Source organism: Pseudomonas sp. NY15435, assembly GCF_048068295.1.
Taxonomy (GTDB): Bacteria; Pseudomonadota; Gammaproteobacteria; order Pseudomonadales; family Pseudomonadaceae; genus Pseudomonas.
Genome location: NZ_JBLUQA010000019.1, coordinates 82,273 through 98,092, shown reverse-complemented (window position 1 = coordinate 98,092; position 15,820 = coordinate 82,273). Strand labels below are relative to the sequence as shown.

9 protein-coding genes are annotated in these 15,820 nt (G+C 56.8%); 4 read left to right on the top strand and 5 right to left on the bottom strand.

The window, feature by feature from the left end; all coding sequences use genetic code 11:
• Position 1 precedes the first annotated feature (1 nt).
• Both ACNFH5_RS29280 and ACNFH5_RS29275 read left to right on the top strand, forming a co-directional pair.
• The gene (locus ACNFH5_RS29280; RefSeq protein ID WP_416752238.1) at positions 2–1,306 is read left to right on the top strand and encodes an ATP-binding protein; all 1,305 of its coding nucleotides are present in this window, start codon (positions 2–4) and stop codon (positions 1,304–1,306) included.
• Between the two features lie 177 nt (positions 1,307–1,483).
• Complete coding sequence (locus ACNFH5_RS29275; protein WP_416752236.1) at positions 1,484–1,858, top strand: hypothetical protein; 375 nt, start codon at positions 1,484–1,486, stop codon at positions 1,856–1,858.
• A gap of 176 nt (positions 1,859–2,034) precedes the next feature.
• Here ACNFH5_RS29275 and ACNFH5_RS29270 read toward each other — a convergent pair whose 3' ends face one another.
• A complete protein-coding gene (locus ACNFH5_RS29270) occupies positions 2,035–2,694 on the bottom strand; it encodes a hypothetical protein (RefSeq protein ID WP_416752235.1) in 660 nt (219 codons plus the stop codon).
• A 971-nt stretch (positions 2,695–3,665) separates the two neighbouring features.
• Here ACNFH5_RS29270 and ACNFH5_RS29265 point away from each other — a divergent pair.
• Positions 3,666–4,247, top strand: coding sequence for an MliC family protein (locus ACNFH5_RS29265; RefSeq protein WP_416752233.1), 582 nt, complete (start codon positions 3,666–3,668; stop codon positions 4,245–4,247).
• Between the two features lie 351 nt (positions 4,248–4,598).
• Here the strand turns inward: ACNFH5_RS29265 and ACNFH5_RS29260 are convergent, their stop codons facing one another.
• The 3 genes from ACNFH5_RS29260 to ACNFH5_RS29250 all read right to left on the bottom strand — a co-directional run bounded on the left by ACNFH5_RS29260 (position 4,599) and on the right by ACNFH5_RS29250 (position 9,624).
• Positions 4,599–6,158 (bottom strand): diguanylate cyclase, encoded by a 1,560-nt coding sequence (locus ACNFH5_RS29260; RefSeq protein WP_416752231.1) that lies wholly within the window; start codon positions 6,156–6,158, stop codon positions 4,599–4,601.
• A 33-nt stretch (positions 6,159–6,191) separates the two neighbouring features.
• Positions 6,192–6,599, bottom strand: coding sequence for a hypothetical protein (locus tag ACNFH5_RS29255; protein ID WP_416752229.1), 408 nt, complete (start codon positions 6,597–6,599; stop codon positions 6,192–6,194).
• Between the two features lie 154 nt (positions 6,600–6,753).
• Positions 6,754–9,624 (bottom strand): autotransporter outer membrane beta-barrel domain-containing protein, encoded by a 2,871-nt coding sequence (locus ACNFH5_RS29250; RefSeq protein WP_416752227.1) that lies wholly within the window; start codon positions 9,622–9,624, stop codon positions 6,754–6,756.
• A 148-nt stretch (positions 9,625–9,772) separates the two neighbouring features.
• Here ACNFH5_RS29250 and ACNFH5_RS29245 point away from each other — a divergent pair, with 148 nt between their 5' ends.
• Positions 9,773–11,506 carry a response regulator gene (locus ACNFH5_RS29245; protein ID WP_416752225.1) on the top strand — a complete coding sequence of 578 codons (1,734 nt, stop codon included), beginning with the start codon at positions 9,773–9,775 and terminating at the stop codon, positions 11,504–11,506.
• A 197-nt stretch (positions 11,507–11,703) separates the two neighbouring features.
• On the opposite strand, the gene ACNFH5_RS29240 is transcribed toward ACNFH5_RS29245, so the two are convergent.
• The gene (locus tag ACNFH5_RS29240) at positions 11,704–15,507 is read right to left on the bottom strand and encodes an autotransporter outer membrane beta-barrel domain-containing protein (protein WP_416752224.1); all 3,804 of its coding nucleotides are present in this window, start codon (positions 15,505–15,507) and stop codon (positions 11,704–11,706) included.
• Positions 15,508–15,820: the final 313 nt, after the last annotated feature.

Sequence of the window (15,820 nt, the reverse complement as noted above, 5' to 3'; positions counted from 1 at the left end):
CCTGCTTGCGCTCTACAACTATCACGACAGCAGCCACGAGATCGACGAGATCTACGACGCCCATCTGGCGCAGAACGCGCGCCTCCTGCAAGGCGTCATGAGCATGCCGCTGGACGACAAGGATCGCCATGCGTTGTACCTGGCATTCAATGAAGCACTGAGTCAGGCGGGCAAGCATCGCATCGGTCACCCCTACGAAAGCAAACTCGCCTTCCAGGTGTGGCGCATCAACGGTGAAGTCTTGGTACATACGGCCAGTGCCCCGAGCTTCACTCGCCCGCTGACCAAGCCCGGCTTTTCAAACATCATGGTGGGCGAGCAGCAATGGCGCAGCTTCGTGCTTCCCGTGCCAGAGCGCCAGTTGGTGATCTGGGTTGGTGAACGCAACGATGTGCGCAACGACCTGATCGGTCGCATCGTCCGCCACACCTTATTTCCCTTCTTGATCGGCAGTCTCGCGTTGGCGCTGCTGGTATGGCTGGCCATCGGCTGGGGGCTGCAACCGCTGCAGAACATGGCACGCGTCATCCGAGCGCGGCATGCAGAGTCACTGGAGCCACTGCAACTCGTGCCTCTACCTCGGGAGCTGGAACCTATGCAGGCGGCGCTCAACCGGCTGCTGGGGCAGATTGATGAGCTGCTGCGCCGTGAACATCGATTTATCGCCGACGCCGCCCATGAGATGCGTACGCCCCTGGCAATCCTTCGGCTGCATGCGCAGAACGCGCTTGAGGCCAGGAGCGATGTTGAGCGAGATAAAGCCTTGGAGTTTCTGGTTGGTGGTGTGGATCGTCTCAGTCGAGTGGTAAACCAGCTACTGACCATGGCGAGAATCGAGCCGCGACTCGGGCAACGCAACTGGGTGGCAGTGGATGTCGCTGCAGTGGCGACAGAGACATTGGCGGAGATGACACCCTGGATTTTGGATCAAGGCCAGGAACCGTCTCTGGAAATCACCAAGGGCGACTATCAGCTTCAAAGTGATGCAGGGGCTTTGGGCATTGCTCTGCAGAACCTGGTCGCGAACGCAGTAAATCACTCTCCAGTTGGCGGTCGAGTCAACGTCACGCTGCACCGTGAAGGCAACGTGATCGTACTCAACGTGGAGGATCAGGGGCCTGGCATTGAGGAGGAAGAACTAGGGCGTGTCTTCGAACGCTTCTACAGCAAAGGTTCTGAGAACGGCGCCGGACTGGGCCTGTCCATTGTGGCGATGATCATGGAGCGGCTTGGAGGCAGCGTACAGTTGAGCAATCTACCCTCCGGCGGACTTCGCGCAACGCTGAGGGTCATTCCTGCTTCCTGAGCACTGATGTCCGCTACGGATCGGTAGCGGCCTCTCGCCAGGGGCAGCAACCGGCCAGAAGCAGACGCTCAAAACTTCGAGAGAAGCGGGCAGGGTTCACCACCCTCTCATTAAGTAGCTAACGTAATCGGTAAACATCGGAATCCGTTTTCGCTGAAATAACACCAGGAGAGAAAAATGATCGCACATCGTTATCTTTTTGCGCTTTCCGTATTGTTACTCATACCCAACGGACAGGCATTCGCACAATCGAACGCAGAATCCCGGGTGGGAAAGCTTGAGGAAACCGTTCGCATCCTAGAGCGTCGCGTAGCCACACTTGAGGATCAACTGCATCAGCGAAATGCTGCTGCCGCTACCCAATCAGACAAAGCTAAATGGAGAAGACTTCAACAAGGGCTGTCGGAGGCGGACGTGGAAAGGTTGCTCGGTAGCCCGACAAGGGTAGACGCGAATTCCGTATTCACGGTTTGGTACTATGACGACCCGGACGGTGGAGAGGTGCATTTCAACTCCGAGAGCCGCAAAGTCGATGGCTGGGAAGAACCGTGACTTGAATTGCAAAGGTCTAACCTTCATTCAACGGGACGTCTATTGGACAGTCACGCCACCTGCAAATGATTGCAACACAAAGCTACCCTTAGAGGTAGTACCGATAGCAGAACACCATATACCATGCAAACCTTTCCCATGCTGGCTATTACCTAGCGACCACAAGAAAATAAGCATCATGGCTTGCCAATGATTTTCTCAGCGGACTTTAGTTGTTTATCAAGAAGCTCCTGGTAACAACCAAAGAATGAGTTAATCATTTCATCAGAATTAGCTCTCACATAGCCTCGATCATTTGTGATTATGGTATTTTTTACCGTCAAATCTATTGGCACGACAACATCCATTCCATCTTTTTTTAGGTTGTATCCGATAGAGATGGATTTTTCAGAAACCATCGAATTAACAAATTCCATAATTTGCAAATTTTCGAACAGCGGGAAAACTGAGATTTTAAATTTGTTTTCGCCAGTGGCGCTATTTCCTTTGAATCTGGCCGTTGAATAATTCTTAGTCTTTGCAAAAATAAAATACGGCTCTTCTGTTTTTATTTTCGAATCAAGCTTGGCGGTCCCTGCCTTTAAAACCAAGGCGAGGCTGTCTCTAATGAAGTAAACCCCAATGAAACCACTAACAATGTAGGCTCTTCCGTGATGATATGCCTGATCATTGTATGTTGCGATATATTCCAGCATGCACCCGTCAAGTTCTCCCTGGGTGCTATTTGGCTTGAAGCTAACTTCATATGTTCCCTCATCATAACTAGCTTGCGAATAAGCGCAGGTGCTCGCTATCATTGAAAATATATATATTGAAATTGCTATCAGCATCTTCATTGTCATAATCTCTTTGTTTTTTGAGGATTAATTTTCCATGTATCCCACATGTTCTTCGAAAGACCTAAATCTAGATCCATCAAAGATAATTAGTCCCGATGTCGTATATAGAAATACATATGACTTATCTCCGGAATATCCTCCAAAACTATTTTTCGCATTTATCGTGCATGGAGTAACCCAGCCAAATTCTGGTGAGCTGTCCCTATACTGCCGCGCCCATCCTTTTCGAGTCGGCGTGCACTCCATCCTTAACGACTCAGGGTCCTTGAGCACTCGAATTAGATACTTTCGAATCATAGAGTCGGTTTCTTGCGCCGAGGGTTCCTCAGGGAATTTAGCGCTATTCATGTCGGAACTATTTACAGGCATGGTGCAGCCAGAAATTAGCCACGTAATCGTGAAAAAAATGCCGTAAATCTTCATCGAAATTATCATCCTATCAATGCAGTAGCGTGAAACTTTCATCGCCCGACCGGTTATTTTGAGAATGGTTGCCATGCCAATAAATGACCCTTGTATTTCACAAGGTTTGTATTTAACAAGTTTATCTTGTTATGATCGAAAAAGAATTCATCCATCGAGGCTGGCGATATCTAAATGAGCATGGATCGTCGAAAAAACTTGATGTCGCATTATACAAAACAGCATATATCTACCGGCTTTTCATTAGGCGACAGTTTCTTTCCATTTCATGGCAATCTATAGCCGTTGATCCGATTTTTTCAAAGCGTTTCTTGAGCGAACTTTTCGTAATAGTTATAAGAGATCGGCGCGGCATAGCCTTACAGGCTGAGGCATGACTCTCAACGTGCTTTAGTAATGTCTGCTATGGGTCGGTTACAGCCTCTCGCCAGGGCAGCAACCGGCCAATAGCAGCCATCGCCCGTCGTCAACAACTAGACAACTCTCCACTCCATAAAGCGCGGAGCTAGACTAACCCAGTGTTCTGAATCGCTAATGGTGCCCTCATGAAGCATTGGTTCCCCCTGCTGCTCACCCTGCCCCTGTCGAACCTTCAGGCGGCCGGTCCCTCCTTCGATTGCAGCCAGGTGGAGAATGGCAGCATTGAGCAGCAGATCTGCCAGAGCGAGTCGCTCTCGGCGATGGATCGCCAAATGGCCGAAGTCTACAAAGCCGCGCAGCAGAAAGCCGGTAATGAACATCCCCCGGTACTAAAAGCCGAACAGAGGGGTTGGATCAAGGGCCGCAAAGACTGCTGGAAAAGCGAGGATCAGCCCAGTTGCATCGCCGACAGCTACCGCTTGCGCATCGCCGAATTGCAGGCGCGCTACCGGCTGATCGAGCCCACCGGCCCGATGTTCTACCAGTGTGACGGCAACCCGGCGAAGCAAGTGGTCGCCAGCTTCTTCCCCACCGAGCCCCCCACCGCCATGGTCGAGTTCGGCGACCGTAGTTCGCTGATGTACCTGCAACAGACCGCCAGCGGCGCGCGCTACCAGGGGCAAAACGAGAGTTTCTGGGAGCATCATGGCGAGGCCACCGTGATCTGGGGCTATCAAGCCCCGGAAATGCACTGCACGGCGCGCTGAAGGCCAACGGGAGCTAGCCTAAACACAGACTTCTATCGCTCATACCGCTGACTAGCAGCCTGTTGCTAACGCACACTACGCAGGCCGCTATCAATACCGGGACGGAGCTATGTCGACTACAGGATGAAGCCCGAAATAACCTTCGGAGCCAGTTGGAACCTCATTCGGTTGACCTTGCCAACTGGAACGCCTCCTACTACCAATACCTCCTTCCGGCCAGAAGCACACCTTCGCTTCGGCGCTCATTCCAGATATCAGAAATGAAATGGCCGCCCAAAGGACGGCTCGATCGTGGAAAAATCTTAGCGGAGATTCAACCGGCAACCTAACAGGTCAGTTCTCGACAGAGGACTAAGCCATGACCTTGTTTCGCCCTGACTCCTTCGCTTTATACAGACGCTCATCAGCTCGCTTAAGCACGTCTTCCGCCGTCTCGGAGCTCCCTGATCTGGAAGCAACACCAATCGATATTGTCAGCCTACCAACCCTCGGGATATCGCTGTTCTCGACCGTTTCCCTGATTCGCTCCCCAAGGCCACGAGCGGTGTCCAAAGAGACTTCTGGCATCACTAAGGTGAACTCCTCGCCGCCAGCGCGACATGCCAGGTCGCCTGTACGAGAATTGCTTTTGAGAATGTCCGCCACATGCTTGAGCGCCACATCTCCGGCATCGTGACCAAAGCTGTCGTTGACCCTTTTGAAGTGATCAATGTCCAGCGCCAGGACGGCGTAACCCAAATTGGTCTCCTCAAGCATTTTAAGGACACTTGCCATTGCCCTGCGGTTCGCTAGCCCCGTCAGTGGGTCGCTCTGAGCCTCGTGACTAAGTTTGCCCAGTTTCTGCTGGAGTAGCCTTACCCCGGTAAGCATCGCCTGCCGGATGTTCGAGGCATCCTTGTACCAGGCCTGGACGCCTAATAGGCGTAACTCGGTATCCTCTGCGGCTAACTGGTCAGCAGCCTTGGATAACTGGTGCAACGGATGAGCGATCAGTGCTGTTCCTGCCAGAATCAGAGCAATGCCCACCAAACCGGCAGGTATCAGGCCCAGTATCATCTCTATCATCAGGGGCTTCAGGGCAACCAGTGCACGCTCCCTCGGCTGCTGGGCGACGACCGCCCAATGGGCGCCCTGGACTGGTGCGTAGCCAGCAAGCATGGGGATATTCCGGTAATTTGGAACCTCCATCTTGCCGCTTTCTCCGCGCAGGGCGACGTCGACTGTTTTGCTCCAACCGAGTACCTCGCCAATGCGGGCCTGATTGGGGTGATAGAGCAGTCGTCGATTGCTGTCGGCCACGAAGGCAAAAGTCCCTTCGTGATGAAAATGGCTGCTGATGACAGTGTGAAGTGCGCTTTGCTTACGCAGGTAGACTGAACCACCAATAGCGCCCAGGTACTCCCCATCAGGTGACGTAATAGGGTGAGAAACGAACACCACCAGATTTCCCGCGACCGACAGGTATGCTGAGCTGACTGTCGGCTTCCTTTGCGCCAATGCTTGCTGGACACCTTCTGAGCGCAGCATTTTCCCGTCGATCTGCAGCGAATCGGGAAAAGCGTGGAGCACCACACCATTGGCATCCACTATGGCTATCGAGTTGAAATCATCATCCTGTGCTTGCAGGCGTAGAGCCTCCGCGCGCAACGCATCTGGGTCATTCCAATGATGAGAGAGGACAGCAGCGCTGTACTTCAGACGACGCTGAGCGGAGCGCAAAAACTCGCCGATGCTCGACGCAACTTTCGCAGCATAGGCGGCATTTGCCTCCAAGGCTGAATGCACCAGAGCATCCCGCTGCACACGATACGACACTACGAGGCTGTTGCAGAGCGTGGCAAAAACAGAGATTAGGACGAAAAACAGTATCAGGCCGCGTAGATCAATCGGTAGAGGCCAGCGACGCTTCATGTCAGCTCCATGTGCTCCGTTGAATACGGTCGTCTATTGCACTTGGAAGTAAATGGAGTAGGCCACCTCTGTTCCACGCCGCGCCGTTGCTCGAGGTTGATAGACCTGCACGGTGTAGCGGCCAGTTTCAGATAGAGCCCCACTCCAGTCGCCCCCTACATAGCCACTCCCCAAGGCCGCGGAAGATCCGGGAGTCTGGCCGGGAGCGAAAATATTGAAATTTGCATTGCGACCTCCCGTGATACGTATCGTCATCTTCTGGCCAGCTCTCACTACGAGGGTGTGCAAGACACTACCGTAGCCTTTGAAGCTGCCTTGCAAGGTTGAACTAGACGAACCCTTTTCGAAGTTCACAGGAACAGTGATGCTCTCGTCCTTGCCATAACAGGCATTTGCCAGTGTGGCTACAAGTGTCAACGAAATCAAAAGTGTAGATTTCATGATGAAGTACTCCAGTTCCGCGATGAGAGCTAATTAACTCCGCCAACGCATGGGGTCCTAGCATGCTCAGTAATCTTGTACTCGGCGAGATAGGGTCATTGATTCATACCTTACGGAATGTCGCGTACTGCGTGCGTCCAAGCGGCGTCAACGATTACCAGAGGTAGCGATAGCCAAGAGTCAGTGCGACGGGTTGTTCGATCTCATGACCATTGGCGTAGTGAACCTCGACCATCAGTTTCTGGTGAGCACTCACCAGCAGCGAGCCCCCAGCACCCAGCTCCGTACGAGACCCCGGCAGTTGATTATCCAGTGAGTGACCGTTCACCTTGACCGCTCCGTCACCAGCCAGCTCGTCGATCCACGAGGCGCTGAGGTAGCCGCTTATTTGCATACCGGAGTCCAGCTGCCAGTTACGCCCTGCGCGACCGCCGGTCCGAGCCTGGACGGAGTCCGTTGCGTCGCCATCCACGTTCAAATTGTTGCTGCTGATGTACTTCGGGCCTTGCAGGTGCACACCAGCCAGTTGCACCTGCGGCTCGACAAACCAGCCCTGCCCCAGTTGAATTGTTCGCCCCAACTCAATGCTGGCACCGTAAGCGTCGGCGTCGTAGTGGCCGCGGACCTGACTGCCCAGATTAGAGGGCGTCTTCACCTTGCCCCGCAGGTGGTCGTATTTCAGCACTGAGTCGAGATACCAGCCGTCCTCTCGGACATAGGTGGCATACAGGGCGACGCTTCGGCTGTCGATAGCGCCAGAGCTGTGCTCACCAAAGTTCTGATTGGAGCGACCCATACCGATTACTCCGCCGAGATAGAGAGTGGCGTCGCTTTGCTCCAGTGAGCGGTCAGCGCCGATCTGCGCACCACTCAGGTTCTGTTCAAAGGCGCGGCTGTCGCCGCTATCGACGTTCATCCGGCCGCCCATGGCGCGAGTCCAGAGACCGCCCTGGTCATGACCTTCGCGCAGCTCGCCGAGCCTACGTGTGAGAGTACCCAGCTCGCTCTGCCAGAGATTCGCCGCGGCGGTTTGCATGCCTAGGGCTGCATTCGCGCCCTTGGACAACCGCTGCGCCTGTCCCAATTTACCCAATGCTGGATTCTGTGCAGTCATGGGGATGGTTGTTACCTGCGAAGAAACCAACTGCGGCTGCGCCGCCGGAGTCAGCGCCGCCATGGGCAAGCGGGTGTTTGGGCCCACCTGCTGCTGTGGCTGCTGGGACGGCGTCAGCGCGGTCGTTGGAACAGTACCGCCCTGAGCTGATGGCGTACGCTGCGCCGGTCGAGAAGGAGCCAAGACCTGGATGGGCGCTAGGCGAGCGGTTTCAACGAGATACCAATCATTTCCTTGGTGCTCCAGACCATACCGGAAGGCACCGGCATCCACATGTCCCCCAACCAGCCTGAACTGTCCTGAGCCACCTCCACTTGCGACTAATTTAAGCGGGTCTCCTTGGGCGTCGCGGCCGCTGTCTGCCACTAGGATTTCATGATCGCCTTCCGCCTGGCCTTGCACTACCAGCAGATCGCCTTGGGAGCTGGCAAGGTCGGTCTTCATCAGGAAGCGGCCGTGGCCGATGAGATCCCCATTCACCGTTAAAACCTGATACCCCTTACCGGCAAATAACAGACCGGCATCCCGTAGCTCCAGATTGCTGACCGAGGAATTGCCTTCGAAGCTCCAATTACTGGTGTTCAGCTGCATATCCAGGCGACCGCGACTGCTGTCGTGCAAAAGGGTGTTGCCCTTAAGTGAACTTCCACTGGCTAACAGCTGTAGTTGGCCGTCGTCGATGACCTCGGCGAGCGTCGGAGAGTCAACCCGGCTGTTGCGAAGCGACGCTTGGAGGATGCTGTCAGACTGTATGCTGAAGGCTTCGCCCACAGTGGTTATTAGATGGCTTCCTTGGGCGATGACGTTGCCCAGGCTGCCCTGCTCGCTTTCAACTACCGCGAGGGGGCCGCTCAACTGCGAGTTGCTCAGTGTCAGCTGGCCCGGCCCTTGTCCGGCGATGAAGCGTGCAGTGCTGCCATCAGCATTACTCAGCTGGCTGTCTTGAGCGCTAACCTGACTGCCACCCTCGATACTCAGCGCCGGGGCCATGGTCCCGATACTCAGTCCCTGCACATTCTGCAGGCTGATGCTGCTTGCACCACTGACTAGCACCGCCGCTGATCGCGGCCCCTCGCTGAAAAGGGTCCCATCGTTCATTTGGATGCTTGAACCGGTACGAGCGCCGAGTGCCTCGGCGTTGTATCCGTGTGTATGCACCGTACTGCCCTGGCTCAGAATCGCCTGGCTACCCCATCGCGCCGCGACTCCTGCAGCTGCGTCGGCCTCGGTGAGTATCTGAGTATTGGCCAAAGCTATCGGGCCACTGTTATTGAGACTGACGCCGTCACTTTCTGCCTGGTGGGTGTAAATCCGCGAATCACTGACGACGCCGGGCACACCGTTATCGTCGCTCTGGATGCCGGCACTGCTCATGTCGAAAGTTTCGATACTCGATCGCTCTACTTGCAGGAGCGACTGACTGCTCAGTCTGATTCCTGGACTGGTAATCCCATGGGTCACCAAGCTGGTATCGCTCAGATGTAACTCACCGCCATCAACCAGTGCGGTGGGACTTCCATTGCCCAGAGTGGTCAGCACGCTGCCCTTTGCCAGCCTTACCACTCCCCGATCATGCACTGACAGTGCCGGAGCTCCGTTCGATTGGGTAGAACCATCGATTGCCTGTGCGTCCAGATGTGCGCTATCAGAGACGAGCAGTGCCGCTCCGGAACCAGCGTTGCTGACAAACACGCTTTGCAGGGTTAGATCCGTGTGCAGAATGCTGAGTGCGGGATCACTACTGTTGACCTTGATGCGTGACTGCGTCAGCACTTGGGGCTGCGTATTAGCCGCGGTAAAGATTTGAGAAGTGTTGAAATCCGCTGCCAGACCTGGGGTACTGATGAGCATGGCGACGATGATGGCGAGCGGTGTTTTGGGGAGGCTTGTGTGGCATGTGAGCGATTCCATGGCGAGTCACCTTGAGGGGAAGGGTTGACGCCATTCTTTGCGCACCGCCTCAATGTGAGGATGCGAAAACCAGTCACGATTTGTAGGAAAACGACTACACGCGAGCCATCAGCTTGTCCTAGAGTGAAGATCGACGAAGGGGGAAAAGATGGCGCGAATCCTGATTGCGGACGAACACCCGATGACCCGTTATGCCGTTCGCACGCTATTACAGGAAGAGCGGCATACGGTAGTCGGCGAAGCTCGCAACGGCCTCGAAGCGCTGAGTCTAACGACGCGCCTTTCGCCGGACCTGCTGATTATCGACATTGATCTGTCGCAAATTACCGGGCTGGACGTCATCTCGCGCCTGCGCGCTCGCGGACTTACGTTGCCAATCTTGGGTTACAGCACTCAAGATTCGGAACACTACGTCGGACGCTTCCTGCAGGTAGGAGCGTCGGGCTTTGTCAGCAAGCATCAGGAAGTCGAGCAACTCAAGGAAGCCCTAGCGGTAGTCTTGCGGGGCCACAGCTATTTCCCAGCCGAAACGCTCGGCAGCGTGCATCTCGGCAGCCTGCAAGAGAACGACGCCGAGCGCGTGGCCTCGTTGTCCAACCGTGAGTTAAGCGTGCTCAGTCTGCTTGCCAGCGGCTACAGCAACCAGGAGATAGCCCGTGAACTGACCATCAGCGAGAAATCGGTCAGTACGTACCGGGCCCGCATGCGCAGTAAGCTCAACCTTACCAGCATGCTCGATCTAATCGACTTTGCCCGGCGCAACCGTCTTGCCGCCCCTGCCGGCTTGGCAGCAAGCGAGCGAGATAGTGAAGGCGAAGCGCCCATGTGGCGCTCGATGGTCGAAAGCCTGCCGGCCGCCTTTTATGTTCGCGACACTGAGGCGCGTCTGGTTTACGCCAACCCTGCGCATTTGAAGCTTTACCATGCGGCGCTGGACGACGTTCTTGGTACCCGTACTACCGAAGTGGACTGGTATCCGCCAGATGACGCAAGCAACATGCTGCGTTTTTTGCAGCGGGCCATTGCCCAGGAACAGCCTTTCAGCAAAGACATAGAAATCACCATCCATGGAGAACGTCGTGTTCTGCACCACTGGGGCACGCCCTACAGGGATCACGATGGCAATCTAGTCGGAATGATCTGCTGCAGCACCGATATCACCGAGCGCTATGACCAACTCAATGAGCTGCGAACCCGCGCCGAGGCCAATGAGCTGGCACACCAGCAACTGACCGACTTGTTTACCAGCGCGACCACTCATCTCAACGAACGCCTAGAGGCACTCGCCGGTACCCTAGCGCAGCCCGATGCCACTGCACTCAGGGAGGCCCACACGATCCTGGAGGAGTTGCTAGTGCACGGCGCCTCGCTCAAGCGCGCGCTGATTGCCCAAGAAGAGGTTCCTCTGCTGCCCACGTACCTGGACGAGCTTGCCGCTGAGGTTCTCAATGTGTTGCACGTCCAGGCCGACCAGAAACAGTTGCCCCTGAAGCTGGAGGCCAGCGCCCGCTCGCGGAAAGCTCTGCTGGTCGATGCACGATCATTACGCGAAGCCTTGCGGCACCTGGGCTTGTACGTGATAGACCTGACCGACGACGGTAGCGTCCGGCTGCATATCGTCGCCAGCCCGAAACAGCAGCAGATGGGTGTACGCATAACGCTCGAAGGTCTGCCAGCCGACGAGCGCCGTGAAATGCGCGCCTACTCCCTCTCGGAACTGACCCGCGGCTACCCCGTGCGCAAACAGGCACGCAACAGCCTCAGCCTGAACATCGCCCAGCACCTGATCAACAGCATCGGCGGCGAGTTGCAGGTATCACACTTGCCTGGACAAGGGTGTTGCGCCACCGTGCACTTGTTGCTTTCAACGCCATCAGAGTAACGGCCAGTTGAGTCTGGCATTTGAGCGAACTGCCAACGATGTAGCAATCTTGGGGCGCTACGATCCTATTACCCGATGTCCGCTATGGGTCGGTAACTGCCTCTCGCCAGGGCAACAATCGGCCGGAAGCCGAGATTGGATAGTCAGGGTTAAGAGGGTAGTCGCCAAACCAGTGGATTGACGGCTACCGCCCCTCTCTAGAACAGATACTTGAATCCGACCATCGCGTCGTAACCGTGGCTGTCGCCATCGAAGGCTTCTCGATAGCCGGCGGAGACGGTGAAGGTCACCTTCTCGCTGGCTTGGTGGTCAACCCCCAGATTCACTTCACCCCAGGTGCCATCGATGTCTGCCTCGAAGGGTACATAGCCAGACTGCGACGAGAACTCGGTCTTGGGCTGGCCCTTGAATTCATGCCAGACGCTGGGACGAACCCAACCTTGGGTACGACGGCGGGTCTTGTCGCTGCCTTCTGTCTCCCAATCCTTGGCAAAGCGCACTCCTAGTCGACCGATCAGCGACTCGACATCGCGAAAGCGCACATCGGCAGCGATGTCATCACTGTCGTCGAGGTCAACGTAGCTGTAGATCACCTGGGCTTGAGGCTCGATCCACAGATCCTTGTCTGCCTCGAACGGATAACCGCCTTCCAGCGAACCGGTGTAGCCCCATCCCCTGGTCTTCAGCTTGCCGAGTTCATTGGGGCGCGCTTCGATGTCATACCGGCTGACTTGCAGCACGCCATCCAGATACCAGCCCTCCGGGCCGAAGTGCGTCCAGTACCCTCCCAGGCTATAGGCTCGCAACGTGTCATCACCGGCATTACGACCGGTGTAGTGGCTGACGCCGGCCTCCATGCTGCCAACGGCCAGGGAGAACCCAGCCTGGTCGTGGCTGCCATCGGCTCGCTCTTTTCGGTAGAGGTCGGCTCCGACCTGGAAGGCCGTCAGGTCGTAGTTGTATTCGGGGGTATCGCCAACGGCGTCCTTTCGCTCACCGTCCTGCTCGCCGCTGCGGTATATGACTCGCCCCCAACCCAGGGATGGGCCCCAGTTCGCTTCATTTTCTTTCGGCGGTTCCTGCCAAGCGGTTGGGCGTTCCTCACCTACTCGTTCGTGCAGGGTATCGATGATCGTGCGGTTGTAGACCAGGGCCAGTGCCGGCAACGCTCCGTACAACGACACCTCGGGGCGGAAGTTCGGTGTACGCGGCTCCGGCGGCGTCGGCGGAATCGGAGGCACCGGAGGCACCGGCGGAGTGGGAGGGTCAGGAGGCGTCGGCTCGATATCCGAGCGCAGATACCAGGTCTGCGTGCCCGTGCCATCCACTGCGCCACGGTAGAGCTGGTACTCGTACGGGCCAGCCACCACACGCCTGGCGAGGCTGAAGGCGTTGGCATCGCTCGCAGCAATAGCGGTATCCAGCAGGTTTACCACGGCGATGCCGTTGCCCTCTGTGAGCGCACCTCTACCGCCGACGTTGTTCACCAGTAACCCGGTAGAGCCACCGCTGCCCGTAGCCGTGGAGTCCACGACCAGCATGTCGGATCGGCTGTTCGCGCCACCTTCGTTGAGTTCGCTGTTGAGCAGCAGACGGCCGCCATTGGAGACAAACACGCCACCGCCATCGTTGCCGGGCACCTGCGCGTTGCTGATGAGCAACACGTTGCCGACCGCCTCACCGCCACCGGTGAGATCGATCAGCCCACTGTTGGTAAAGGTGCCGACACCGAGCAGTTGGGCCTGCACCGCCCCGCCTTGCACCGGGGTGTTGGCGGTTTGTCCAAGCGGCAAGTAGGTGCCCGTCGTGTCGAAGGTTTGAATGCCACTGCCCGGCTGTGCGGCGAGCGTGAGCGTACCGCTGTTGTCGATGCTGTTGCCGCTGGCGGTACCCAGATTGCTGACGGCCACACCCCAGGTGTCACGAACGCCATCGCCGTTGCTGTCGACGAAGTTGCGCAATGTCCAGTCGCCCTGGTTGGCGATGCTGACCTGAGAAGTGCCTGCATTGATCGACCCGACAATCGCCCCAGCGTTGAGAATGCTCACGATGGCATCAGGGCCGCTGGCGTCGCCGAGGACGGCGCGGTCACTCAATGCGCCGATGGTACCGGTGTTGCTCAGCGTCTGCGTTTCGCCAGCCAGAGAAACGCCCGTACTCTCCCCCCAGCCACCCAGGATCTTCGCGGTGTTGCTGACACTCACGGTGCCGCCGACCGTCAGCGCGTCGATACCCGAGGCGATGCTGCCATGGGTCGTGATATCGCCACTGTTCTGCACGGTGATCCTGGCTGCACCGGAAGCCTGCGCCAGGATCCCCTGGCTGTTGGTATCGCCCTGGGTGGTAATCGCCCCACGGTTGATGATCGTCTGGTCGCCCGTCACCGTCAGGGCTCGAATCCCCCGTTGCCTATCGCCCCTGGCGATCAGTTCGCCGCTGTTGTCGATCGTTACCTGACCTGCACCCGTACCTGACTTGTAAGTGGTATTGCCGAGAATGGCCGCACCGGAGCCATTCACATCGATGCGCGGGCCCGTGTAAGTGATGCTGGCATCCTGCCCGCCGGTCTCGGCTCGCAGCCCGTAGGCATCGATCCCCGTCCCTTCCCCACCCGTGCCTTCGGAATGCGTGGTGATGGTTCCGCTGGAGTTGATCGTCGCTTTTCCCAGCAGCGCCGTTACGTAAATGCCGTGGGCTTGGGTGCTGAGGGTTTGCAGTTTGTTGCCGGTGTAGTTCACCGTCGCATCGCCACCGCTAGAGTCAAGGCGAATGGCGCCCGCTCCCGGCCCGCTCGTGACGATGTCACCGCTGTAGTCCACCGTTCCGTTCTGCGCAGCAGTGATGGTGATGCCGTTGGCCCGAGTCGAATTCGGCCCGTTGTTAACCGTGATATTGCCGCTGCCGGTCAAGCTGAAATTGCCGGTTCCGCGCTTGATGACGTAGATCCCACGCGAGCCAACCAGATCGGTTGAATTGCCGACCACCAGGTCGCCGTCGTTCTGGATGCTGATATCGCCGGTCGCCCCGACGTTATCGTTGACGTAGATGGCGTGACCGTTGTCGCCGGTCGTCGTGATGTCGCCGCTGTTGACGATATGGATGCTGCCGGTAGTTGAGAGAGAGCGGATACCGAAGCCGTTCCTTCCGTCAGTCGTGATACTGCCGGTATTGCTGAGGTTGGTAGTGCCTGTACCACCCTCGGTGAAGATGCCAAAAGCGTTGAGTCCCATTCCGCGAATGGTGGCGGCGGTGCTCAGCGACGTGTTGCCGTTGATGGCTCGAGTGTGCAGACCTGCATGGTTGCCCGTCCCTGCCTGGGGGTCGTTCTCATCGTCTATGTTGGGATCGCCACCGGAGAGCGGGTCGTTATTGTCGACAGTCAGGTTGACCCCGGCACCAACGGTTGCGTTTATGTTGCCGCTGCCCGCAGCCTTCAGCCAGACGTTGTTGCCGCCATAGGTGAGGATGGATCCCGAACCCGTATGCTGAAAACGGATATCTCCGCCCCCTGAGGCATTGATATCAACGCCATCGTGTTCAGTACCTGGCACCCGGTTTTCGATGTTCACTACAGCGCCATCGCTCACCACCAGGGATGATGTCCCCTGATTGGTATTAGTGATGGCGACAGCGTCGAGGCCGCTACCGGCCAAGCTGATGCTATTGGTTCCGCTCTGGAAATTGATCAGCGCCTGCCCTAGCCCGAGATTACCGCCCAGGATCTGAGCCTGGATCGCACTGGCAGACGTCGCGGGGGCACTTTGAATACGGGTGCCGTTGAGCAGAATGGTGGATGCGGCATTGGTCGATCGGCTTAGCAACGAATTGCCCGCAGTTGTAATCAGCTCAGTACCCGGCAGCGTCGAAATTTCCGCTGCAGTTCCACTGGCTGGAGTACATGTCTGGGTGGTCGTATAAGTACCGCTCTGTGGGCCGCAAACCGCTTGAGCTGTTTCGGGAAGCAGAGCTAAGAGGACGACATTTGTAATGGCTGCGCTCAAGGCAGTTTTAATAAGCGCAGAGTCAGGTCGGTGTGACGTTGGCGGGAGCATAGGGAACCTCCGTGTTGCGTTAACCTCCGTGGCAGCCGCAGATGATTGGCAAAGGCGCGCGCCGTACTTCCTGTCTCGTCGCACAAGCCATCCGGCTGGCACTTGTACGCAAACGGTAGTTCATGGTTTCAGAAACGCTACAAATGATTGTGTACTGTCGAAGGGCCAGATACAGAAATTGCAGCTTCCGGGTACCCGCGGTAGGTCACGTCATGAACAGCATGCGGCGAAGAGCGGACTGGGGCAGCAGATAAACAAACGA

Excerpts from the sequence above, each read along its gene's own strand:
- ACNFH5_RS29275 (WP_416752236.1), top strand. The coding sequence starts at position 1,484 with ATGATCGCACATCGTTATCTTTTTGCGCTTTCCGTATTGTTACTCATA.
- ACNFH5_RS29270 (WP_416752235.1), bottom strand. The coding sequence starts at position 2,694 with ATGAAGATGCTGATAGCAATTTCAATATATATATTTTCAATGATAGCG.
- ACNFH5_RS29265 (WP_416752233.1), top strand. The coding sequence starts at position 3,666 with ATGAAGCATTGGTTCCCCCTGCTGCTCACCCTGCCCCTGTCGAACCTT.
- ACNFH5_RS29260 (WP_416752231.1), bottom strand. The coding sequence starts at position 6,158 with ATGAAGCGTCGCTGGCCTCTACCGATTGATCTACGCGGCCTGATACTG.
- ACNFH5_RS29255 (WP_416752229.1), bottom strand. The coding sequence starts at position 6,599 with ATGAAATCTACACTTTTGATTTCGTTGACACTTGTAGCCACACTGGCA.
- ACNFH5_RS29250 (WP_416752227.1), bottom strand. The coding sequence starts at position 9,624 with ATGGAATCGCTCACATGCCACACAAGCCTCCCCAAAACACCGCTCGCC.
- ACNFH5_RS29245 (WP_416752225.1), top strand. The coding sequence starts at position 9,773 with ATGGCGCGAATCCTGATTGCGGACGAACACCCGATGACCCGTTATGCC.